Below are 22,601 nucleotides of genomic sequence, written 5' to 3'. Positions count from 1 at the left end.
TTGTTGCTGGAGTACAGTGGACTTTAATGCCACAATGTATTTTTTCTTTGTATACGGTTTATCTATGAAGAAGATAGCAATTATTGGTGCTCTGCTGGCCTTGTCTGGATGTGTTCAGGTCGATAGCTACAAGGATGTTATTAAGCATCCTGTCCCTTCTCATCTTGCCGGTTACTGGCAGTCGAAAGGGCCGCAGGGGAAATTGGTCAGCCCGGAGGCCATTGCCACGCTCGTGGTGACAAAAGATGGTGACACGCTGGATTGCCGACAATGGCAACGTGTTATCGCTGTGCCGGGTAAAATCATGTTGCGTTCCGATAAGTATTATAACGTTACCAGCAAACTGGATATCTATCCGTTACACCTGGACGGGATGACGCTGGAATATGACGGCATGGAGCTCCAGCACGTCGCGCGCCCGACGGTAGAGTGTGCTGATTATCTGAGCAAAAACCCGCTCGAAAGCCATCACCCATAAGAAGGATTGTCGGGTGAGTATTCTCACCCGACGCCTGATTACAGAACATCTTCCATTACCCAGATACTCACACTGCCACCCTTACAGGTAAATGTACCTTCGCCATCGGCTGCAGTGCTTACCGTCTCCTCACGGTTTCCCAAAAAATCCCGCCAGGTCTTATTACCGTAGTTTTCCCCCAGACACAGGATTTTTTCTCCATCATCTCCGTTGGAAAGTACCACCACACAGCCTGGGTTTTCGTCAGTACCGCTTCGGCTAAAAGCGATACAGTTCGGATGATCGAAATAGAGCGTCTGTATACCGTGGGCGAAACGCTGACGGGCCAGGATCAGTTCGTGGAGCTGTTCAATGACAGGCATGTCAATGTGATAGGTTTCACCATCTCCCCCGACGTCATCGTAGCTCGCACCGAATAAGTCTGGATAAAATACGCTGGGAACACCGTTTTCACGCAGCAGGATTAATGCATACGCCAGGGGTTTAAACCAGGATTCGACCGGGGCCTCGAGAGCCTGCAGCGGCTGAGTGTCATGGTTGGCGACCAGCGTGACGGCATGGAAGGGATCAACTGAGACCAGCGTGTCGGTGAAAATCTGGCTCATATCGTAATCACGCCCCTGACGAGAGGCCTCGTGAAACTTCATCTGGAGCGGCGCATCAAAAAGCAGTGTTTTACCGTCAACCTGATCAATATATTGCTCGAGTTTATCGACTTCGTGTGACCAGTACTCTGCAACAATAAATAACGGCTTTTCCGTTGTGTCCTGGACGTGTTCAATCCACTCCTTGTAAAACCATGCCGGAATATGTTTGACCGCATCGAGTCGAAAGCCGTCGCAATGGGTTTGTTCTATCACCCAGCGAGCCCAATATTTCAGTTCTTCAGTAACCGCGCGGTTGCGAAAGTCGATATTCTCGCCCATCAGGTAATCGAAATTACCCATTTCGTCATCCACTTGGTCATTCCAGCCTTCGCCGGTGTAGTCGTTGACGATTTTAAAGATGCCGTCCTCGTCCGGGTTTTCGATATGGTCAACACCGCTGAAACATTTGAAGTCCCAGATAAACTGAGAGTATTGACCCGCCCGGACAGGGAAGGTGTACCTGGTCCAGGCTTCGCACTCGACAATATCCTCGGCGATTTGGTTACGATCTTGCTCGTCTACGCGCTGCACCCGGATCGACTCTTTCTCATCCGCACCCATCTTGTGATTGACCACCACATCCAGCAATACCGCAATCTGGTTGCTCTTTAAGGCATCGATGGCGTCGAGTAATTGTGCTTTATCACCGTATTTTGTGGCGACGGATCCTTTTTGGTCGAACTCTCCAAGGTCAAAAAGATCATATGAATCGTATCCAACCGAAAAGCCACCTGATGCCCCTTTATAGGCTGGCGGTAACCAAATCATATTAATGCCAATTTCATTCAGGTTGGGGGCGAGCGCAGTGACTTCTCGCCACAACTCTCCTCCTGCAGGGTAATACCAGTGAAAACATTGCAATAAAGTGGGATTTTTCATCGTCCGTGCTCCAGAAGTCATTGTGCTGACTTCTGGAGTATGGATGACAAAATCATAATTGGGGGTCGCGTGTCAGACTTTCGGGGTAGAGAATATTACCCGAGAGTTTGCCATAGGTAGAGGTTATTGATTGCTGCCTGCTGGTCTGGCCAATCAAATTGCGCAGCTCGTCCATTCGGGCCGCCAGCAATTCTTTAAGGTCATTTTCATTTTTCAGAACATTTTCGAGCAAAAATCTGGCTTGTTCAATGTGCGCAGGCGGGGCTGAGGCTATGGGATTTTGAGAGATCTGTTCGATAAGCTGAACATAGGTGATCTCATGTGTAATCAGCTCATCCCATTGCCCCGCTTTAGCATGCGTAAGCATTGTGAGGCTAAGATTGTATAGCGCCTGCCAGGCGCTAAGTGCGGAGCTAGGAGTGTTCATCAAAAGTTATCCTGGAGAGAGGAAGCATTTGGGCCTATTTGTTTCCACGCATCTGCAATGTTACTCAACAAGTCCTCAACTTCGACAATTGCTCCTGCGTCATTACGTAAATTGGCCTGTAATAGACGACGAACCATGTACTCATACAGTGCGGAAAGGTTCGCCGAGAGGTCTCCTTCCACTTCCATATTCAGACCAGCCTTTAGGCCATTATCGATAATGTTGATTGCCTTAGATAAAGCCTCACCTTTTTCGCTAATACGCCCTTCTTCAAGAAAGAGTCGGGCGCGAACAAGGGCACTCAGTGCCCCGTCAAAAAGCATGGACACAAGCTGATGTGGGCTTGCGCTCATTACCGCGCTTTCCAGCCCAACCTGTTGATAAGCTCGTGCGCCATTCTGTGAGTACATAGAAGTTCCTTAACTGCTGGAAGTACTAAATTGCTGTTTGAGGTAGGTTGATGTGTTGTTCATCTTGCTCATCAACGTATCTAAATTGGTAAACTGTGTTTTATAGCGTGCCATTGTTGCTTCGATGCTGGCTTCCATTGCATCGTAACGCTGATCTAAGGTTTTCAACGTAGTGTTGATACCGTCAGTGGCGTTCTTAATGATCCCTTCTTTACCGGCTGTGGTGCTTAGCATTGTGGTAAGCGTATTACCCATTTGCGTTGCCAGGCCAGTCGTTTTGCCGTCACCTGTAAAGTAAGCCTGAACCGCTTCCGGGTTATCGGTTAACGCTTTGGTAAGCTTGGTGGAGTCAACTTTAAGGTTACCCAACGAACCGTCGGCACCCATCGTTGTATCCTGAGTCACACCAAGTTGTGCCAGGATCGCATAAGAACCGGACTGCACTTCCGTGAGTAAACCGCGCAGCTGAGACTGGACAGAACGAACCGTACTGTCACCCAGCAGGGCACCGTTGTTTGCGGATTGATCTTCACCCGCGTCCACTTTCACATATTTGGTGACAGAGGTGATGGTGGATTGCAGGGCGTTATAAGCGGTAACCCAGTCAGTAACCGCTTTTTGCGTCGCGTCAGCGGCGCGGGTAATTTGCAGGTTTTCGGTGCTGCTGCTCTGATTTTTAAGGCTCAGCGTGATGCCAGGCAGGGCATCGGTGATTGTATTTGTTGAACGTTCAATGGTGATGTCGTTAATGACAACCTGCGCGTTCTGGGATGCCGTTTGTTGGTTCATCGCACCGGTATGCGTGGATGAATCGTAACCAATGATACCTTGTAATGTGTTGTCGCCAGAAACGGACACGGTCATGTCATTGGTTGTACCTGACGTTTTTGACGTCAGCATCAGGGTGTAATCACCCTCTTTGGCTTTAACGACGGTCGCGGTGACGTTGCCATTGGCCTTATTAATGGCACTCGCAATGCCGTTCAATGACGTGTCAGAGTCAGAAAGGGTCACCGTCAGCGGTTTGGTCGTGCCTTCCTGCGAGATAGTAATGGTGCGGCTTCCGCCCGTTGTTGCACCAAGTTGCGTAGTCGCGCTTGCCTGGCTGGCGGACGTCAACACTTGCGCCTTCGCGAGAGCTTTTACCTGTACGGTGTAGTCACCTACTGTCGCGCCTGTTGCGGTTGTTGCCGTAAAAGAGGTGTTGGTTGACCCGACAGCTGTCGCGTTCCAGGTATCCTTTTTGGCAAGCGCAGCAGTCGCGGTGTTCAGCGTTTGCATTGCGCTTTGCAGCTTGCTGAATGCACTGAGCTGAGCGTTATAAGACGTTTGCTGATTCGTGATTGTTGTTAATTTTGTTTTCTCAGCCGTCTCAAGGTTGGTATAGAGAGTTTGGAGGTCAAGACCTGAGCCCACGCCAAGACTACTGATTGTTGCACTGGCCATTAGTTAGTTTCCTTTAGTCAATGGTAGTTTCAGCTAGTTATCGGCGACATTCCAAATTAGTTTAAGGTTCAGTAGAAAAAATTATCGACCGAATAGAAGGACTCCTTGTCGGTATATGCGGCCTTTGTTATCTGCATACCCAAAAATGGGGGAGGGGATATCGCCTGATGTTCAGACATTCCACTCTTAAAAATTTCATCTCACTGTATTATTGAAAATATATGCACATCATTTTTATCAATAAAATCATATAAATAAAAAAATTATGGCAAAAATTCTAAAGTCTTTTTCAGGTGCGTCGATAATCCAGTTGACGGTGAGAGACGCCGTGAGTGTTAGGCACCGACCCTAGAACCCAATTTGAAGGAATTAAATTATGGCAGTAATCAATACTAACCTGTTGTCCCTGTCCACTCAGAACAACCTGAACAAATCTCAGTCTGCTCTGGGCACCGCGATTGAGCGTCTGTCCTCTGGTCTGCGTATCAACAGCGCTAAAGACGATGCTGCTGGTCAGGCGATTGCTAACCGCATGACCTCTCAGATCAAGGGTATGACTCAGGCTGCACGTAATGCCAACGACGGCATCTCCATGATTCAGACTGCTGAAGGCAACCTGAACGAAATCAACACCAACTTGCAGCGTATTCGTGAACTGTCTGTACAGGCAGCAAACGGTACTAACCAGGGCACAGACCTGACTTCAATCAACACTGAAATCAACCAACGTCTGTCCGAAATCGACCGTATTGCTGGCGCAGCGAACTTCAACGGCAAAAACCTGCTGGACGGTTCTCAGAGCGGCGGCGTGACCATCCAGGTTGGCGCTAACACCAACACTGGTGACACCATCAGCATCGGTTCTGACTCCCTGATCAACGCTAAACTGAGCTCACTGGCTTCCGGTACTGCTCTGTCTGGCAGCAGCGTAACCATCAGCGACAACACCACTGCTCAGAGCGTTATCGATGCAGTTGATACCGCACTGAAAGGCATTGATGGTGCGCGTAGTAACCTGGGTGCGATGCAGAACCGCTTCGAATCCACTGTTAACAACCTGAACAACTCCGTGACTAACCTGTCTGCTGCACAGTCTCGTATTCAGGATGCTGACTACGCAACTGAAGTATCTAACATGTCTCGCGCGCAGATCCTGCAGCAGGCTGGTACTTCTGTACTGTCTCAGGCAAACCAGGTTCCACAGACTATGCTGTCTCTGCTGCGTTAATCTGTACTTTCCTGATAAACAAAACCCGGCGCTGCCGGGTTTTTGTTATCCTGACATTATCATTCCATTTGTTGGTAGAACTGAAAATAACATGCGCAAAATTTTACTTACCATTGACAGATTAGAGCACTTCGGTCAACACGAGAGTATCTTTTTCGATTTGATAGACTATTTTCAGCGCCATAACTGGCAAGTTGATGTTGCAGCCAGAACCATTGGGCGACACTGGCAGAATAAAATCAGTCTTATTAATGAAAGCAAGAACATTCACTTGCTGGAACAAAGCGAAGATAAATTACAACCTGAATATCGCCTGATCTGGGTATTCAATGGGTATATTACGGCCGAACTGAATACCGCATTTTTACAAGGGCGTTATACCGCTCAGGTCTTTTTCCACCATTTCTACAGCTATGCAGATTATGATTTGCCTTATGGCTTTGAAGTGGAAAACTCGCTTGCAAGCGTGTGCCTGGCGTGTTCAACCGTCAGTTATATTCGCCTGGTTGAGAAAGGGATCAAACAATCGCGAATTAAAATCTTCCCGTTCACGGTGAATCAGGAGTTCGCCTCTTACACCGCACCACATTTTGCGGATAAGCCAGAAAAAGTGCTGCTCATTTCTTCTGGATATAATAAAAATTTAGTCGCTCAAATTGATGCTTTTCGTAACAAAGGTATTGAGCTCGACTACTACAATCTGGACTCTGCCCCTGGGCCTGTCACTCCTGAACTTCTCTCTGAATATCATATTGTTATCGGAGATGAAGGGCGTGTGGCATTGGCCATGAGCATGGGACTTCCTGTGGTGATCTCTAATGGTGATTTCTCCCATGGTTACCTTGGACAAGACAATTTACTTGAACGCAGTGATTATCACTTTGCCTTGACCGGTGCAAATAAAATAACGAATCAAACCCGGTGGGTGAAAGAGATTGTTGAGGGGTATGCGAAAGCTTCCCGTTGGGCACAAGAATATCGGTCAACGGCTATTTCACAGCTTGCGCTGGATGCCACCGTCGACAGAATTCTGGAACGCGCTCCTGCGGCAAAAAAATTACATATTACAGAAGAACAAGGTCGCCGAATTGAGTTCCACCGTAAGGTTATGGACAGCATTGGTGAAGAGAAAACACGGTCTGTAAATAGCTGGCTGAATGACAGAAAACCGACGGAATTGCGTAATGCGATTATCGCGACCTTATTACAGTCTTTCCCTGAATTTTCACGAATCGCTGTCATTATTATCGATCGTGACGGTTCCGCCGATAAACTTCAGACGACGTTAGCGTCTGCTCAGACGCAGAGTCTCGGCGCCGAAGTTACTTTTGTTATTGGCGCAGTGGGTCAACAACTACCATCAGATTCTCCTGCCGTTAATTATGCTCCTGATTTGAATACGGCATTGGCGCAAATTCCATCAACTCTGGTTGTCATTATGGATGCCGGGGATAGGCTTGAAGAGCATGCCTTGCTCACGTTTGCGGAATTCGCCATGCGTGAACCGCATAAATCCCTCTGGTACTACGATGAACTGATCGTTAAAGACAATAAAGAAGATGGGTTAATACTCAAGCCTGAGTGTGATATCGATTTGCTGCGTGCGTTTCCGTACATCGGTTCGAGCGTGGTGATCTCTGTTGAAGCCCTTCGTCGCCATCAGGGATTTGACCTGACGTTCAACGCATTAAGCCATATTGATGTGTGCTGGAAACTTGTTGAGGAGAGTGGCCCTGCCTGTATCGGGCATATCGCGGAGCCCCTGATCAGCAGAACTGAGACCATGAATGAGTGGACTAAAGAAGGCACACTACTTCAGGAAATGACCCGTATTACGGCAGGACACTTGTCGCGTTGCCAGATAGATGCCACCGTCACGGCACATGATGAGACCGGCGTGCAAAACGTTGTTTATGCCCTTCCAAAGATGGCTAAAGTTTCAGTCATCATTCCGACCAAGGACCGCTTTGTACTGCTCCAGAAATGCATCGATTCACTGATGGAAAATACGCAGCATCACCAGTATGAAATCATCATTGTGGATAATGGCTCTACCGAGGGTGATGCCAGAATGTACCTGGATCAACTCGATGCACTGCAACTTGCTCAAATTAAAGTCCTGCGGTATGACAGTGACTTTAATTTTGCTGCAATCAATAATTTCGCGAGCCAGCATGCGACGGGTGAGTTCCTGCTCTTCCTGAATAACGATATTGAGATTATTGACGGGAACTGGATGAGCGCACTGATTGAGCACGCCCAGCGACCTGAAGTTGGCATTGTGGGCAGTCGCCTTGAATATCCTGATGGCTCACTTGAGCATGGTGGGTACATCACGGGTGTTAATGATGGCGTAATAGTCAGTGAGCGGGGAAGTAAGCCTGGCGACAACGGCTTCCTGAATCGCCTCAAGGTTCCTCGTGGTGCACATGCCGTTAGCGCCGCGTGCATGATGATGCGTAAAGCTGTTTTCGAAGAACTGGGGGGCTTTGAAGAAAAAGAATTCCCGGTTTACTTCTCTGATGTTGATTTGGCGTTAAAAGCGAAATCCAACGGTTATATTACGGTCTGGACGCCTTCAAGCCGGGTTCGGCATCTGGGGGGAGCCTCACGTTTATTCCCTGAGAAATTCCATGTTGCTACGCATGCGGATGAAACGTGCTTCGATGCACTGCTCGAAAAATGGGGGAGTGCGCTTGCCCGTGATCCTTACTATAACCCACGGATGAATCTCCTGGGGTCAGCATTTAGCCTCAATACCCGCATGTCACGTTTACCGGAGGCGTTACCCGGCAAACCGCTGCCTGTAGTGATGGGCACTCATGTCAACTGGACAGGGTGTGGTAATTATCGCGTTATCAAGCCATTCAGGGCCTTACAGACGGAACTGAAAGCTGATGGCGGCCTTATTCTCGGCCTGCCAACGGTGATGGAAGTTGCGCAATTCCAGCCGGATCGTTTGATCCTTGAAGTACCGATAGCGGATGATATTCCCCAGACTATCCGTCGTTATCGTCAGGTCTGCGATGCAAAAATAATAATGGAGTTTGATGATTATTATCTCAATGTTCCGGAGAAAAACATTTTCAGGGACAACGTGCCAAAAGATATCCAGAATCGCCTGAGCGCGGGCCTGGCAATGGCTGACTGGGTTGTTGTCTCAACCGAACCTCTTGCCGAGGCTTACTCGCGGTTCCATTCGGATATCCGGGTTGCCAAAAACCGCCTGGATATGGAGCTTTGGGGACATCTCAAATCCAACAAACGCCGAGGCAAGAAGCCACGTGTGGGTTGGGCGGGGGGATCGAGTCATACGGGTGACCTCGAAATCCTTCTGCCGATTATGCGTGAACTGGAAAACGACGTTGAATGGGTATTTATGGGAATGAAACCCGCTGGGGTGGCATGTGAGTTCCACCTTCCAGTGCCTTTTGAGCACTATCCTCAGAAACTGAGTGAGCTGGATCTGGATTTAGCGCTTGTGCCGCTGGAGCAGAATCTCTTCAATGAATGTAAGAGTAACCTGCGTCTCCTTGAGTTAGGCAGTTGTGGCGTGCCGATTATTTGCACCGATATTGAGCCCTACCGCTGCGGATTGCCTGTTCAGCGCGTGAGAAATACCCCGAATGCCTGGATTGCCGCCATTCGCGAACACATCAGCGACTGGAATGCCCTGGAGCGTGCGGGTGAAGCGCTGCGAGATGCAGTGCAACGAGACTGGATGTTAAAAGATAGCGGTCTTGAGGACTGGCAACGTGCCTGGCTCGATTAACACCCGGGAAAGCATCTTTCACGTCAGGGGATACGTATCTCTGGCGATCTGTAAATTAATTAACGGATGAGTGGCGTATGTATCAGGGTAAAAAGATTGGCGTGGGTATCGTCACCTATAATCGTAAAGATGGGCTGCTCAAGCTATTTAACTCACTGCCGCGGGAATGTATTGATGAACTCGTGATCGTCAATGATGGCGAACATTTTCCCGAGTATGCAGGGCTGGATTGCCATTATATTTTGAATGAGGAAAACCTTGGCGTAGGTGTTAGCAAAAACCGCGCTCTTTCCTATCTTCGCGGGAGAGATGTCGATCATTTCTTTCTGATTGAAGACGATGTTTTTGTTAAACGTAGCGATGTCTTTTTCCGCTACATTGAGATGTCCAGACTCACCGGCGTGCAACATTTCAATTTTAGTCAGCACGGCAAACAAAACATGGATCAGCAGGGCCTGCCCAGGATGCGCATGCGCTGCGATTTTGGCAGAGATAAACTCTTTATGTTCCCTTCCTGCGTCGGGGCATTTAGCTATTACACGGCGCTTTCCCTTGATACGGTTGGGCTGATGGATGAGCGTTTTTATAACGCTCTGGAACATGTTGACCACACTATCGCGATCATTAACGCGGGCATGCATCCTCCATTTGGGTACTTCGCAGATATTCCTGATTCGCAGGATTATATTGGCGATGAAGGCTGGAGTGTTAAGCAGTCTACGATTTCTGGTGAGTTGACATTCCGTGCGATCGTGGCGGTGGCCAACCAGTATTTTATACAAAAACATGGCTATCAGACTGTCGATATTACAATTGAGAATACGAAAAAGGTCACAAGAATATTAGAGACTATTCATAGCAAATATGCTGTTAATAGCTAGTCAGTAATATTTGCCTTTTCCGGTGAACAGCACAGGAGCTACTGCTCCTGGTTGCTGCCCATTGGCGGTCAACTGTCAAAATAACCCCTTATTTCACCCACTATTCACTCGATTAAAACCCCTGCAGAATCGGATAATCATGCCGATAACTCAACTAACGCAGGGCTGTTTATCGTGAATTCACTCTATACCGCTGAAGGTGTAATGGATAAACACTCGCTGTGGCAGCGTTATGTCCCGCTGGTGCGTCACGAAGCATTGCGCCTCCAGGTGCGTTTGCCGGCGAGCGTGGAACTGGACGATCTGCTACAGGCGGGCGGTATCGGGTTATTGAATGCAGTGGACCGATACGACGCTCTGCAAGGAACGGCATTTACTACTTACGCAGTACAGCGTATTCGTGGTGCGATGCTGGACGAACTGCGCAGCCGCGACTGGGTTCCGCGCAGTGTTCGCCGCAACGCACGCGAAGTGGCACATGCGATGGGACAGCTGGAACAGGAATTGGGACGCAACGCGACGGAAACAGAAGTCGCGGAACGTCTTGGTATTGCTGTTGAAGAGTATCGCCAGATGTTGCTCGATACCAATAATAGCCAGCTCTTCTCTTATGATGAGTGGCGTGAAGAGCATGGCGATAGTATCGAGCTGGTGACCGATGAGCACCAGCAAGAAAACCCGTTACACCATTTACTGGAAGGTAATTTACGCCACCGCGTGATGGAAGCTATTGAAGCTTTACCTGAGCGTGAACAACTGGTGTTGACCCTTTATTACCAGGAAGAGCTCAATCTCAAAGAGATTGGCGCTGTACTGGAAGTAGGGGAGTCACGGGTTAGTCAGCTGCACAGCCAGGCCATTAAACGCTTACGCACCAAGCTGGGTAAGTTATAGGTGAGTGATTCGCCTGAAAAGTGCCGCACAACGTATTGACAACCAGGAGTTATCATGACGGTGCAGCAATCTAAAAGACGGCCTTTAAGCCGCTACCTGAAAGACTTTAAACACAGCCAGACGCATTGCGCCCATTGCAACAAGTTACTCGACCGTATCACGCTGGTTCGCCGCGGTGAAATCGTCAATAAGATTGCGATTTCCCGTCTCGACACGTTGATGGATGAATCAGCATGGCAGGAAGAGCAAAAAGAGTGGGTGGCATTATGCCGTTTCTGTGGCGATCTGCACTGTAAAGAGCAGAGCGATTTCTTTGATATCATCGGCTTCAAACAATTCCTGTTTGAACAAACGGAGATGAGCCATGGTACGGTGCGCGAATATGTCGTTCGCTTGCGCCGCCTGGGCCAGCATCTGACCGTGCAAAATATTTCTCGTGATCTGCTGAAAACCGGTTATCTGGATGAGAATCTGGAACCGTGGTTGCCTGCGACAAGTACCAATAATTACCGTATCGCGCTGCGCAAGTATGCACAATATAAGGTACAAATGCCGGGCATGATGAAGCAGAAAGTCCACCTAGAGACAACTTCTGATATATATTAAAAAAGAATAAGATGTAGCACAGTCGCCTTTGACGTTATAGATGAAGGCACTACACTACCCAAAAATTCCACTATATCGGGGTAATTATGAAATTAGCACTTCTGGGTCGTCAGGCGCTGATGGGTGTAATGGCTATTGCGCTGGTCGCGGGTATGAGCGTGAAAACGTTCGCAGCAGAAAATCTGCTGAATAAAGTGAAAGAGCGTGGCACGTTGTTGGTTGGACTGGAAGGAACCTATCCTCCGTTCAGCTTCCAGGGTGATGACGGTAAATTGACCGGTTTCGAAGTGGAGTTTGCACAAGAACTGGCAAAACATCTTGGGGTTGAAGCCTCGCTGAAACCGACCAAATGGGACGGTATGCTGGCCTCGCTTGATTCCAAACGTATAGATGTTGTGATCAACCAGGTGACCATTTCTGACGAGCGTAAGAAGAAATATGATTTCTCTACGCCATACACCGTGTCTGGTATTCAGGCGCTGGTGAAGAAGGGTAACGAAGGGACGATCAAAACAGCGGCGGATCTGAAAGGTAAGAAAGTTGGCGTGGGTCTTGGCACGAACTACGAAGAGTGGCTGCGCAAGAACGTCCAGGGCGTGGATATTCGCACTTATGACGATGACCCGACAAAATACCAGGATCTGCGTGTAGGCCGTATCGATGCCATCCTGGTTGACCGTCTGGCTGCGCTGGATCTGGTGAAGAAAACCAATGATACCCTGGCCGTTGCGGGTGATGCGTTCTCTCGTCAGGAGTCAGGTATTGCTGTGCGTAAAGGGAATGACGATCTCGTGAAAGCCATTGATGGTGCAATTGCGGACATGCAGAAGGACGGTAGTCTTAAGGCACTCTCCGAGAAGTGGTTCGGGGCAGATATCACCAAATAAGTCGTTGACTAAAAAAAAGGCGCTTTTATAAGCGCCTTTTTTATTTCTTGCGCGTCTGCGTGCATAATAAAAAATATTACATAAATAGAGCGTTACCGGAGGTTCCATGTCACTGCAGAATTTAACGCGTTTCCCGCGTCTTGAGTTCATTGGCGCACCCACGCCGCTGGAGTATTTGCCACGATTTTCTGATTATGTAGGACGCGATATCTTCATCAAGCGTGATGATGTGACGCCCATGGCGATGGGGGGCAATAAGTTACGCAAGCTGGAGTTCCTGGCGGCCGACGCACTGCGTGAAGGGGCGGACACACTGATCACCGCCGGGGCAATTCAGTCTAACCATGTTCGCCAGACGGCGGCAGTGGCGGCAAAGTTGGGCCTGCACTGTGTGGCATTACTGGAAAACCCTATCGGTACGCGGGCGGAAAACTATCTCACCAATGGAAACCGGTTGTTGCTGGATCTGTTCAACGTGCAGGTTGAAATGTGTGATGCTCTGACCGATCCCACCGCCCAGCTTTCTGAGCTGGCAACCCGTATAGAGGCGCAAGGTTTTCGACCTTATGTGATTCCGGTAGGGGGATCAAATGCGCTGGGGGCGCTGGGCTATGTTGAAAGCGCACTGGAAATTGCTCAACAGTGTGAAGGGGCGGTAAACCTGTCATCTGTTGTGGTGGCATCCGGAAGTGCGGGGACACATGCCGGGCTTGCTGTGGGGCTGGAACAACTGATGCCGGACGTTGAGTTGATTGGTGTCACTGTGTCGCGCAGCATTGCCGACCAAAAACCGAAAGTTGTCACGTTGCAACAGGCTGTGGCACAGCAGCTGGAGCTTGAAGCGAAGGCAGATATTGTGCTCTGGGATGACTATTTTGCGCCGGGCTACGGCACGCCGAATGAGGAAGGACTGGAAGCGATAAAACTGCTGGCTCGCCTTGAGGGCATTTTGCTGGATCCTGTGTATACCGGGAAAGCGATGGCTGGATTGGTCGACGGTATCAGTCAGAAACGCTTTAAGGATGAAGGTCCGATTCTGTTTATTCACACGGGCGGAGCGCCTGCGCTGTTTGCCTATCACCCTCATGTTTAATCTTCGGGTCGAAAAACGATAATGCAAGAAAGTGTCCAGTTAGTTATTGATTCACTGCCTTATCTGCTCAAAGGTGCTGTGTTTACATTACAACTCAGTATCGGGGGGATGTTCTTTGGCCTGGTGTTGGGGTTTGTGCTGGCATTGATGCGGATGTCGCCCGTCTGGCCGGTTCGTTGGCTGGCGCGATTCTATATTTCCGTGTTTCGTGGAACGCCGCTTATCGCCCAACTCTTTATGATTTATTACGGCTTACCTCAGTTTGGTATTGAACTGGATCCGATCCCGGCAGCGATGATTGGGTTGTCACTTAATACGGCGGCGTACACATCTGAAACGCTGCGTGCGGCGATCTCTTCTATTGATAAAGGGCAATGGGAGGCCGCAGCCAGTATAGGGATGACGCCCTGGCAAACGTTGCGACGCGCTATCCTGCCACAGGCGGCACGCGTGGCATTGCCCCCTCTGAGTAACAGCTTTATCAGCCTGGTGAAGGATACGTCACTTGCTGCGACGATCCAGGTTCCGGAGTTGTTCCGTCAAGCGCAATTGATCACATCACGCACGCTTGAAGTGTTTACGATGTATCTGGCGGCATCACTGATTTACTGGGTGATGGCGACGGTACTGTCTGCACTGCAAAACTATTTTGAAAATCAGCTTAACCGCCAGGAGCGAGATCCGAAATGAGTGCGATTGATGTCAAAAACCTGGTGAAAAAATTCCACGGGCAAACAGTGCTTCAGGGAATTGATCTTGAAGTCGAGCAGGGGGAAGTGGTTGCTATTATTGGGCCGAGCGGATCGGGGAAAACGACGCTGCTGCGCAGTATCAATCTGCTTGAACAACCCGAAGGCGGTACGATCCGTGTCGGGGATATTACTATTGATACCGCGAAATCCATGAGTCAGCAGAAAGGGCTGATTCGCCGCCTGCGCCAACATGTGGGGTTCGTTTTTCAGAACTTTAATCTTTTCCCTCATCGGACGGTACTCGAAAATATTATTGAAGGACCGGTTATTGTGAAGGGGGAGTCGAAAGCGGAAGCGACCGCCAGGGCGCGCGACCTGCTGGCGAAAGTGGGGCTTTCCGGTAAAGAGACCAGCTACCCACGACGTTTGTCCGGTGGGCAGCAGCAACGCGTGGCGATCGCCCGGGCACTGGCAATGCGTCCGGATGTCATTTTATTTGATGAACCCACGTCAGCGCTGGACCCTGAACTGGTAGGGGAGGTGCTGAACACCATCCGCCAGTTAGCACAAGAGAAGCGTACGATGGTGATTGTGACCCACGAGATGAGCTTTGCCCGTGACGTTGCCGATCGCGCTATTTTTATGGACCAAGGACGCATTGTGGAGCAAGGACCCGCAAAAAGTTTATTTACTCATCCGCAGCAGCCACGCACACGGCAGTTCCTGGAAAAATTCCTTATGCAGTAACCTTTATGCACTATTTTGCTCCGGATTGTTGCTCTGGAGCAAAATATTCCCCCTATTAACCCATCTCATCATGCGTTTATTCTGTTCGGTTAGGATAAATCGTATCAAAACTAAAGATAATTGTTCTGTGGCCGATATTTCGTATATATAAATAAGATTTATGTGTTACGTTATATTTTCCATAATAATGATTATCTTTATCAGAGGCTCTATTCAGTAAGTATGAGGGATACAGACTTTTTCACATGGCGGCGGGATTGCTTCCTCCGGTTTCAGGAGTTGTCTACTGCCGATGAGGTTTATCTTGAACTTCAGCGACAAACGCAGGCGCTTGAATTCGATTATTTTGCTCTCTGCGTTCGTCATCCAGTACCATTCACGCGTCCGAAGATTTCTGTGCACTCCAGTTACCCGCAACAGTGGATGGCGCATTATAAGTCGGAGAATTATTTCGCCATCGATCCGGTGTTGAAGCCGGAGAATTTCGTGCAGGGGCATTTACCGTGGACGGATGAATTATTCGCGGATGCCCCGCAATTATGGGATGGTGCACGGGACTATGGTTTACGCAAGGGAATAACGCAGTGCCTGATGTTACCCAACCATGCGTTAGGATTTCTTTCTGTCTCACGTACTAGCCTGGTCGTTAATATGATCGACGATGATGAATTAGAGTTGCGTCTGCAAATGCTGGTGCAGATGGCTTTAACATCACTTCTTCGATTTGAACATGAGATGGTCATGCCGCCAGAAATGAAATTCAGCAAACGTGAGCGTGAAATTTTGAAGTGGACGGCAGAAGGAAAGACATCGGCGGAAATAGCGATCATTCTCTCGATTTCGGAGAATACAGTAAATTTCCATCAGAAAAATATGCAGAAGAAATTCAACGCACCCAATAAGACACAGATTGCCTGCTATGCTGCGGCAACGGGTCTTATCTGATGTAAAAAACGTTCTGCGTGGCAGACGAGACAACGGCTGAATGCATCGCATCCAGCCGTTTTTTTTACTGGCGGTAAGCTTGTTTAATTTGCTTAACAGTATTAGCAAATACCGCTGATTCCGCCTGGTCTTCCATCTGCGCGATTTGTTTTTCCATCTTAATGATCACACGACCCGCGTCGGCCTGACCCATTGCCTGCAGCATAAGTGTCAGCAGCGATTTCAGGCAGGAGACTTCCTGTGCCAGTTCCTGGTTATTCTCCGCGGTGGCGAATTCTGGTGTGCTCATTTATTTTCCTCATTATAAAACAGCGCTTGAGCGCGACGATGAAAGTTAAGGCGGCGGAGTATACCACAAGGTATGATAAAAAAATGCAATGGTTGTTTTTTGTACTTTGTCGGGCGGCGTTTATTTGGGTAAACAACGATTTGTGGACGAACGTCAGAACACGTAATTCCACTATTAATTGTTTAGCATCGGTTTAACGACGGTTAATTATTGTTACAAAAGTTTGAGAGCTGTTTTTCTGAGCGTATTTCAGGGGCAGTTTTTGTAACCTTATGAATACAGGTACTTAAAAATAACAGCAAAAGTCAAATCAACATCGATTCTCTTTCCACTCGCTGTACAGACTAATTTCCAAAAACGAGAGCGAAATCGAATAGCGGCTTTTTTAGCATTTTAATCTTGGGGCGAAAACCGTTAATATAAACCAAATTAACAGTCAGTCGCTTTATCCCTATTCTGGAGACATTTCCTTTGATCAACGTCCTTCTTGTTGATGACCACGAACTCGTGCGCGCAGGGATACGACGCATACTGGAAGACATTAAAGGTATTAAAGTTGCCGGTGAAGTCTGCTGTGGCGAAGATGCCGTGAAGTGGTGTCGCGCAAACTCCGCAGACGTGGTGCTCATGGATATGAATATGCCGGGCATCGGTGGCCTTGAAGCAACGCGCAAAATCGCGCGTACCTTTGTTGATACCAAAGTCATCATGCTGACCGTTCATACCGAAAATCCTCTGCCCGCTAAAGTCATGCAGGCCGGTGCTGCAGGCTATCTAAGCAAAGGCGCTGCGCCGCAGGAAGTCGTCAATGCAATCCGTTCCGTCTTTGCTGGACAACGTTACATTGCATCAGATATTGCTCAACAAATGGCATTGAGCCAAATTGAGCCAGATAAAATGGCGTCGCCTTTTGCCAGTTTGTCTGAGCGCGAATTGCAGATTATGCTGATGATCACCAAAGGCCAGAAGGTGAATGAGATCTCTGAGCAACTGAATCTCAGCCCTAAGACGGTGAACAGTTACCGCTATCGGATGTTCAGTAAATTGAACATTCACGGCGATGTCGAACTCACTCACCTGGCCATTCGTCATGGTCTGTGTAATGCGGAGACCTTAACAAGTCAGTGAGTGATGTGTTCGATTCAAAAGCTTTTCTAAAAACTGTAACCAGCCAGCCAGGTGTCTATCGGATGTATGACGCTGGCGGTACGGTTATCTATGTGGGTAAGGCGAAAGATCTTAAAAAACGCCTTTCCAGCTATTTTCGCAGCAATCTTGCCTCACGCAAGACTGAAGCTCTGGTTGCACTCATACAAAATATAGATGTCACTGTCACCCATACGGAGACAGAAGCGCTTCTGCTTGAGCACAACTACATCAAACTGTATCAGCCTCGCTACAACGTTCTGCTGCGAGATGATAAGTCTTATCCGTTTATTTTCCTGAGCGGTGATACTCATCCGCGTCTGGCGATGCATCGTGGAGCCAAGCACGCTAAGGGTGAATATTTTGGGCCTTTTCCGAACGGTTATGCTGTGCGTGAAACATTGGCTCTGCTGCAAAAAATTTTCCCCGTTCGTCAGTGCGAGAATAGCGTTTACCGCAACCGTTCGCGCCCGTGCTTGCAGTATCAGATTGGTCGCTGTCTGGGGCCTTGTGTCGCCGGCCTGGTGAGCGAAGATGAGTACGCGCAGCAAGTTGATTATGTGCGCCTGTTTTTGGCTGGAAAAGATGACCAGGTGCTGACTCAATTGATTGCGCGTATGGAAAAAGCCAGCCAGGCGCTGGCCTTTGAAGAAGCGGCGCGCATTCGAGATCAAATTCAGGCTGTTCGCAGGGTAACTGAAAAGCAATTTGTGTCGAATACGGGCGATGATCTTGATGTAATTGGCGTTTCCTTCGATGCGGGTCTGGCGTGTGTCCACGTACTGTTTATTCGTCAGGGTAAAGTGCTCGGCAGTCGTAGCTATTTCCCGAAAGTTCCCGGAGGGACGGAACTGGGCGAAGTTGTTGAAACCTTTGTTGGGCAATTTTATCTGCAGGGCAGCCAGATGCGAACGTTGCCTTCTGAGATTCTGCTCGACTTTAATCTTGATGATAAAACCTTGCTGGCAGACTCTCTTTCGGAGCTGGCAGGTCGCCGCGTCAATGTGCAGACAAAGCCACGTGGCGATCGCGCTCGTTACCTGAAGCTGGCGAGAACAAACGCGGCGACAGCACTCACCACAAAACTGTCTCAGCAGTCGACAGTTAGCCAGCGTTTAACGGCACTGGCGACGCTCCTGAAATTACCCGAAGTAAAACGTATGGAGTGTTTTGACATCAGCCATACAATGGGTGAGCAGACGGTCGCGTCATGTGTTGTGTTTGACGCTAATGGCCCGCTGCGTGCGGAATACCGTCGCTACAATATTACCGGAATTACCCCAGGTGATGATTACGCGGCGATGAACCAGGTCCTGCGACGCCGCTATGGTAAAGCCATTGAAGAGAGCAAGATCCCTGATGTTATTTTGATCGATGGCGGCAAAGGGCAACTTGGCCAGGCGAAAGCGGTGTTTGAATCCCTGGATGTTCCCTGGGATAAGCAACACCCGCTGTTATTAGGCGTAGCAAAAGGGGCTGATCGTAAAGCCGGGCTTGAAACACTGTTTTTCGAGCCAGAAGGTGAGGGCTTTAGTTTGCCACCGGATTCACCTGCGCTACACGTTATTCAGCATATCCGCGATGAATCGCATGACCACGCCATTAGCGGTCATCGTAAAAAACGGGCCAAAGTAAAAAACACCAGCACCCTTGAAACGATTGATGGTGTTGGGCCAAAACGTCGACAAATGTTGCTGAAGTATATGGGCGGATTGCAAGGATTACTCAATGCCAGCATAGAGGAAATTGCAAAAGTGCCGGGTATTTCGCAAGCCCTGGCAGAAAAGATCTACTACTCGTTGAAACATTGAGGGCTCTGTAGCAACATAGAGCTAAATTTTACTGACAACAGACAGTTACCGTCATTATGCGATTTAATATCCCTACGTTGCTCACACTCTTTCGCGTCGTGCTCATCCCATTCTTTGTATTGGCGTTTTACCTGCCGTTTGTCTGGGCGCCTTTCGCATGTGCACTCATTTTTCTCGTCGCGGCAGTGACCGACTGGTTTGATGGCTACCTGGCGCGTCGCTGGAATCAGAGCACACGTTTTGGCGCATTTCTTGATCCTGTAGCCGATAAGGTGATGGTCGCTATCGCTATGGTTCTGGTTGCTGAGCATTATCATACGTGGTGGGTAACGCTGCCTGCGGCGACGATGATTGGGCGCGAGATCATCATTTCCGCGCTACGGGAATGGATGGCCGAGTTGGGTAAACGCAGCAGCGTCGCGGTGTCGTGGATTGGTAAAGTGAAAACGACAGCGCAAATGGCGGCTCTGGTCTGGATGCTGTGGCGTCCAAACGCGTGGGTTGAGTGGGCGGGAATCGGTCTGCTGTGGGTTGCCGCGGTACTGACGTTGTGGTCAATGCTGCAATATTTGAATGCTGCACGCGGAGATTTGCTTGATCAGTGATCGTTTCGCCGTAATTTTCAGCAAACGATCCTGGGATGCAAAAAATAACGTTGACTCAAAACGTCATATAAGTAGAATGCAACGCATCGAACGGCGGCACAGTTAGCCGGACGATAATAAAATCAAGTGATTAGATAACAGCTTGATGACATGCGGGAATAGCTCAGTTGGTAGAGCACGACCTTGCCAAGGTCGGGGTCGCGAGTTCGAGTCTCGTTTCCCGCTCCAAATTAAAAGCATTGGCGTTTAGCGAGTGCTTGTCGAAAGACAAAGATTTAAGGCGCGTTAGCAAAGCGGTTATGTAGCGGATTGCAAATCCGTCTAGTCCGGTTCGACTCCGGAACGCGCCTCCACTTTCTTCCCGAGGCCGGATGGTGGAATCGGTAGACACAAGGGATTTAAAATCCCTCGGCGTTCGCGCTGTGTGGGTTCAAGTCCCACTCCGGCTACCATGGGAAAAAAGCTGAATAATCAAAGCAATAAGCAGTGTCGTGAAACCACCTACGGGTGGTTTTTTTGTACCTGCAATCTATTTTCCTAACATATTTCCTAACATGTTTCTGTTTTATAGCATAATTTTGAGCGATTCGAGTTGTTATCATTAGACAAGAACTGCCTTAGGATTATAGTGTAGGTAGTGAGTTTTAAAACCCAGTTAAAGATTGGATTCAAGGAAGTTAAAGGAGGGATTATGACGATCTACTCAATTGCAGCGACGAGCGACCCTCATAAAGTTCAGGCTGCGATAAAGAATCATTTTGATGAGCCAGATTACTTTGAGGTACACCCTGGATTCTGGTTTGTTTCTTCTGGCTTGGCAACGCCGAAGGAGTTAAGTGATCTTATAGCGCCGAACAGAGAAATTGGTACGTTCATTGTTGTCCCTGTGACTGGTTATTATGGCTTTCATAACAAGGTCATGTGGGATTGGTTTTCAGCTAGGGGGATTTAGCAAATGAACGGCTATAGTCCTAACACACCCAGCTCTCCGGATGATAACCGTCCTACGTCTGGTGAGGGTGGGACAACCAATACACACTTACAATGGCTGATTCAAAGTGTCACTGAGTTGAAAACTGCATCTTCAACGCTAAACTCGCGAGTAGATGATGTATATAGTCATCTTTCTGATGCAAAAAATGATGCCTCTCTTGCCTGCGCCATTTCTAAGATGGAAGGAACTCTTTCTGGAATTGAAAAGCAACTAGCAAAGCTCGATAGCATTAATACCACCTTGGCGGATCACGCGGTGAAACTTACAGGTCTTGCAGATATGGATGGTAAACTGGACAAATTGGACGACATAGAAAAAACCATGTCCAGAACTAAAGTTACTATAGCCACTGGTATCGCAGTAATTACCGCCTGCGCTGGGATCACGTGGTTCGTTTTTGGTTCTTATCTCGGCAAGATCATCGAAGCATTAAACACCTTGGTTCTTAAACAATGACCTTTTAAAGGTCATTGTCCACCAACCACTGGCACAATTTTTACTTTGCGGTCATAACGCGCCGTCTGAGTGATCGTCTTGTGACCAGATATTTGCTGTTTCTCCTGAAGACTACCTTCCAGATCCGAAACGCCTTTTGCCTTCAGGTCGTGAAAGGTAAAATCAAAAAGCAGGTGAGGGTTCTTTTTCTGAGCTTCATCTTTTGCCTGTTGCCAGCGACTGTTAAATCCATCGCGGGTATATCTCCTGCCGTTCTGCTGGTGGATGACGTAAACGCTTGATAAACCATCTTTGAGCGGAAGCGATTTTGACAATTCAATAGCTGCAGCCAGACGATCAGACCAGGCCTTGATCTGTTTAGCGGCTGTTTTCCCTTGTCGTATAAAAATCCCCTCAGGAAGTAATTGGGCTTTTTGCACTGCAAGTACATCTCCCTGACGCGCCAGGCACAGATAAGCGATTTCCATCGCTACCTGAACCACTATCGGTGATACGCCATAAAGGGCGTTGTATTCTTCATCAGTAACGTAGCGTTCACGCTCTTCCTCCTTGAATTGCCTGACTCCTTTACAGGGGTTTCCTTTCACCATGCCTCTTTCATAGGCCCATCCGTAAACCCGACTCAGAAACGCCTTTTCTCTGTTTGCCTGCACTGGAGCGGCGACACCTCGCTTATCCATGTACTGCCTTATGTGTTGAGGTTTAACGCTATCCGGGTCCATTTTCCCAAATACAGGTATCAGCTTACGTGAATATTTTTTGTAGTCTTTACGAGTTTCATTGCCCAGCTTGTGATAGTCAGCACTAGCAAAGAATTCATCAATTAAACCTGACAGATTAGTTTTCTCTTCAATATCTTTGAGTGCTGCTTCGTATTTAGCCCAGACCAGTGACACTGGCGAACCAAGAGGACAAAGCGACACCGAGCCGCCACTGGCAGGGTGGAATTCGTATTTTGATTTCCCCCGGTAAACACGCGGTGGAAGAACTGCATCTGCGGGATTTTTACGTTTGCCAGCCATCACATTGCATCAAAGTTGGGAGTAGTTAACTCAGAATTAATACTTTTTACCATCCGTAAAGCGATGGGGTTGTTTACATGATTCCAGGTTGTTCTGGGATATCCATTCCGATCTGCCTTGTACCAAATACCAGCAGCCGCTAACCAGGCGCATTGTTTTTTCGGCTGCTTGTATCCAGTTAACTTCCGGATCGCATCGTCAGTGAGAATATCGTCATTCATAGCTATCACTCTCGATAGCCAGCTG

Annotated in this window: 23 protein-coding genes and 3 tRNA genes; 19 read left to right on the top strand and 7 right to left on the bottom strand. The window is 48.5% G+C overall.

Annotated elements, in window-relative coordinates:
* Window positions 1-64 precede the first annotated feature (64 nt).
* Window positions 65-478, top strand: coding sequence for a lipoprotein YedD (gene yedD / locus HV346_RS14115; protein WP_181619947.1), 414 nt, complete (start codon window positions 65-67; stop codon window positions 476-478).
* 38 nt (window positions 479-516) lie between these two features.
* Here the strand turns inward: yedD and amyA are convergent, their stop codons facing one another.
* The 4 genes from amyA to fliD are packed head-to-tail and all read right to left on the bottom strand — an operon-like array spanning window position 517 to window position 4,287.
* A complete protein-coding gene (amyA, locus tag HV346_RS14110; protein ID WP_181619946.1) occupies window positions 517-2,004 on the bottom strand; it encodes an alpha-amylase in 1,488 nt (495 codons plus the stop codon).
* A gap of 52 nt (window positions 2,005-2,056) precedes the next feature.
* On the bottom strand, window positions 2,057-2,431 hold the full coding sequence (gene fliT, locus HV346_RS14105; RefSeq protein WP_181619945.1) for a flagella biosynthesis regulatory protein FliT: 375 nt from the start codon (window positions 2,429-2,431) through the stop codon (window positions 2,057-2,059).
* Window positions 2,431-2,841 carry a flagellar export chaperone FliS gene (fliS, locus tag HV346_RS14100; RefSeq protein WP_181619944.1) on the bottom strand — a complete coding sequence of 137 codons (411 nt, stop codon included), beginning with the start codon at window positions 2,839-2,841 and terminating at the stop codon, window positions 2,431-2,433. Before fliS ends, fliT begins: the two co-directional genes overlap by 1 nt.
* A gap of 9 nt (window positions 2,842-2,850) precedes the next feature.
* Window positions 2,851-4,287 carry a flagellar filament capping protein FliD gene (gene fliD / locus HV346_RS14095; RefSeq protein ID WP_181619943.1) on the bottom strand — a complete coding sequence of 479 codons (1,437 nt, stop codon included), beginning with the start codon at window positions 4,285-4,287 and terminating at the stop codon, window positions 2,851-2,853.
* A 376-nt stretch (window positions 4,288-4,663) separates the two neighbouring features.
* Here fliD and HV346_RS14090 point away from each other — a divergent pair, with 376 nt between their 5' ends.
* The 10 genes from HV346_RS14090 (at window position 4,664) to sdiA (ending at window position 16,032) form a co-directional block, all read left to right on the top strand.
* Window positions 4,664-5,515 (top strand): flagellin domain-containing protein, encoded by an 852-nt coding sequence (locus HV346_RS14090; protein ID WP_181619942.1) that lies wholly within the window; start codon window positions 4,664-4,666, stop codon window positions 5,513-5,515.
* Window positions 5,516-5,606: 91 nt separating this feature from the next.
* A complete protein-coding gene (locus tag HV346_RS14085; protein WP_181619941.1) occupies window positions 5,607-9,287 on the top strand; it encodes a glycosyltransferase in 3,681 nt (1,226 codons plus the stop codon).
* A gap of 77 nt (window positions 9,288-9,364) precedes the next feature.
* A complete protein-coding gene (locus HV346_RS14080) occupies window positions 9,365-10,168 on the top strand; it encodes a glycosyltransferase (RefSeq protein WP_181619940.1) in 804 nt (267 codons plus the stop codon).
* A gap of 174 nt (window positions 10,169-10,342) precedes the next feature.
* Window positions 10,343-11,062, top strand: a complete 720-nt coding sequence (locus HV346_RS14075; RefSeq protein WP_181619939.1) for an RNA polymerase sigma factor FliA — start codon at window positions 10,343-10,345, stop codon at window positions 11,060-11,062.
* Window positions 11,063-11,116: 54 nt separating this feature from the next.
* Entirely contained in the window at window positions 11,117-11,668 is a 552-nt protein-coding gene (gene fliZ / locus HV346_RS14070; RefSeq protein ID WP_181619938.1) for a flagella biosynthesis regulatory protein FliZ, read from the top strand.
* Between the two features lie 86 nt (window positions 11,669-11,754).
* A complete protein-coding gene (gene tcyJ, locus HV346_RS14065; RefSeq protein WP_181619937.1) occupies window positions 11,755-12,555 on the top strand; it encodes a cystine ABC transporter substrate-binding protein in 801 nt (266 codons plus the stop codon).
* Between the two features lie 106 nt (window positions 12,556-12,661).
* Window positions 12,662-13,648 (top strand): D-cysteine desulfhydrase, encoded by a 987-nt coding sequence (gene dcyD / locus HV346_RS14060; RefSeq protein ID WP_181619936.1) that lies wholly within the window; start codon window positions 12,662-12,664, stop codon window positions 13,646-13,648.
* A 21-nt stretch (window positions 13,649-13,669) separates the two neighbouring features.
* Window positions 13,670-14,338 carry a cystine ABC transporter permease gene (gene tcyL / locus HV346_RS14055; protein WP_181619935.1) on the top strand — a complete coding sequence of 223 codons (669 nt, stop codon included), beginning with the start codon at window positions 13,670-13,672 and terminating at the stop codon, window positions 14,336-14,338.
* Window positions 14,335-15,087, top strand: coding sequence for an L-cystine ABC transporter ATP-binding protein TcyN (gene tcyN / locus HV346_RS14050; protein WP_181619934.1), 753 nt, complete (start codon window positions 14,335-14,337; stop codon window positions 15,085-15,087). The genes tcyL and tcyN overlap by 4 nt, the downstream gene beginning before the upstream one ends.
* A 222-nt stretch (window positions 15,088-15,309) precedes the next feature.
* Window positions 15,310-16,032 carry a transcriptional regulator SdiA gene (gene sdiA / locus HV346_RS14045; protein ID WP_181623790.1) on the top strand — a complete coding sequence of 241 codons (723 nt, stop codon included), beginning with the start codon at window positions 15,310-15,312 and terminating at the stop codon, window positions 16,030-16,032.
* Between the two features lie 64 nt (window positions 16,033-16,096).
* Here the strand turns inward: sdiA and HV346_RS14040 are convergent, their stop codons facing one another.
* Window positions 16,097-16,321, bottom strand: coding sequence for a DUF2594 family protein (locus HV346_RS14040; RefSeq protein WP_014070751.1), 225 nt, complete (start codon window positions 16,319-16,321; stop codon window positions 16,097-16,099).
* A 471-nt stretch (window positions 16,322-16,792) separates the two neighbouring features.
* On the opposite strand from HV346_RS14040, the gene uvrY reads away from it, so the two are divergent.
* The 8 genes from uvrY to HV346_RS14000 all read left to right on the top strand — a co-directional run bounded on the left by uvrY (window position 16,793) and on the right by HV346_RS14000 (window position 21,333).
* Window positions 16,793-17,449, top strand: a complete 657-nt coding sequence (uvrY, locus tag HV346_RS14035; protein ID WP_181619933.1) for a UvrY/SirA/GacA family response regulator transcription factor — start codon at window positions 16,793-16,795, stop codon at window positions 17,447-17,449.
* Window positions 17,446-19,278 carry an excinuclease ABC subunit UvrC gene (gene uvrC, locus HV346_RS14030; protein WP_181619932.1) on the top strand — a complete coding sequence of 611 codons (1,833 nt, stop codon included), beginning with the start codon at window positions 17,446-17,448 and terminating at the stop codon, window positions 19,276-19,278. Before uvrY ends, uvrC begins: the two co-directional genes overlap by 4 nt.
* A 56-nt stretch (window positions 19,279-19,334) precedes the next feature.
* Window positions 19,335-19,883 (top strand): CDP-diacylglycerol--glycerol-3-phosphate 3-phosphatidyltransferase, encoded by a 549-nt coding sequence (gene pgsA, locus HV346_RS14025; RefSeq protein ID WP_181619931.1) that lies wholly within the window; start codon window positions 19,335-19,337, stop codon window positions 19,881-19,883.
* A 152-nt stretch (window positions 19,884-20,035) separates the two neighbouring features.
* Window positions 20,036-20,111 (top strand) — tRNA-Gly (locus tag HV346_RS14020).
* Between the two features lie 51 nt (window positions 20,112-20,162).
* A tRNA-Cys gene (locus HV346_RS14015) sits at window positions 20,163-20,236 on the top strand.
* Between the two features lie 12 nt (window positions 20,237-20,248).
* A tRNA-Leu gene (locus HV346_RS14010) sits at window positions 20,249-20,335 on the top strand.
* Between the two features lie 239 nt (window positions 20,336-20,574).
* Window positions 20,575-20,835 carry a hypothetical protein gene (locus HV346_RS14005; RefSeq protein ID WP_181619930.1) on the top strand — a complete coding sequence of 87 codons (261 nt, stop codon included), beginning with the start codon at window positions 20,575-20,577 and terminating at the stop codon, window positions 20,833-20,835.
* Between the two features lie 3 nt (window positions 20,836-20,838).
* On the top strand, window positions 20,839-21,333 hold the full coding sequence (locus HV346_RS14000) for a hypothetical protein (protein ID WP_181619929.1): 495 nt from the start codon (window positions 20,839-20,841) through the stop codon (window positions 21,331-21,333).
* An 11-nt stretch (window positions 21,334-21,344) separates the two neighbouring features.
* Here HV346_RS14000 and HV346_RS13995 read toward each other — a convergent pair whose 3' ends face one another.
* Both HV346_RS13995 and HV346_RS13990 read right to left on the bottom strand, forming a co-directional pair.
* Complete coding sequence (locus HV346_RS13995) at window positions 21,345-22,355, bottom strand: tyrosine-type recombinase/integrase (protein ID WP_181619928.1); 1,011 nt, start codon at window positions 22,353-22,355, stop codon at window positions 21,345-21,347.
* Window positions 22,355-22,576, bottom strand: coding sequence for a DUF4224 domain-containing protein (locus HV346_RS13990; protein ID WP_181619927.1), 222 nt, complete (start codon window positions 22,574-22,576; stop codon window positions 22,355-22,357). The genes HV346_RS13995 and HV346_RS13990 overlap by 1 nt, the downstream gene beginning before the upstream one ends.
* Between the last annotated feature and the right edge of the window lie 25 nt (window positions 22,577-22,601).

It is taken from the genome of Enterobacter sp. RHBSTW-00994 (assembly GCF_013782625.1).
GTDB lineage: Bacteria > Pseudomonadota > Gammaproteobacteria > Enterobacterales > Enterobacteriaceae > Enterobacter.
The sequence above is the reverse complement of the archived record's forward strand: the minus strand, read 5'-3'. Positions and strand labels throughout refer to the sequence as shown.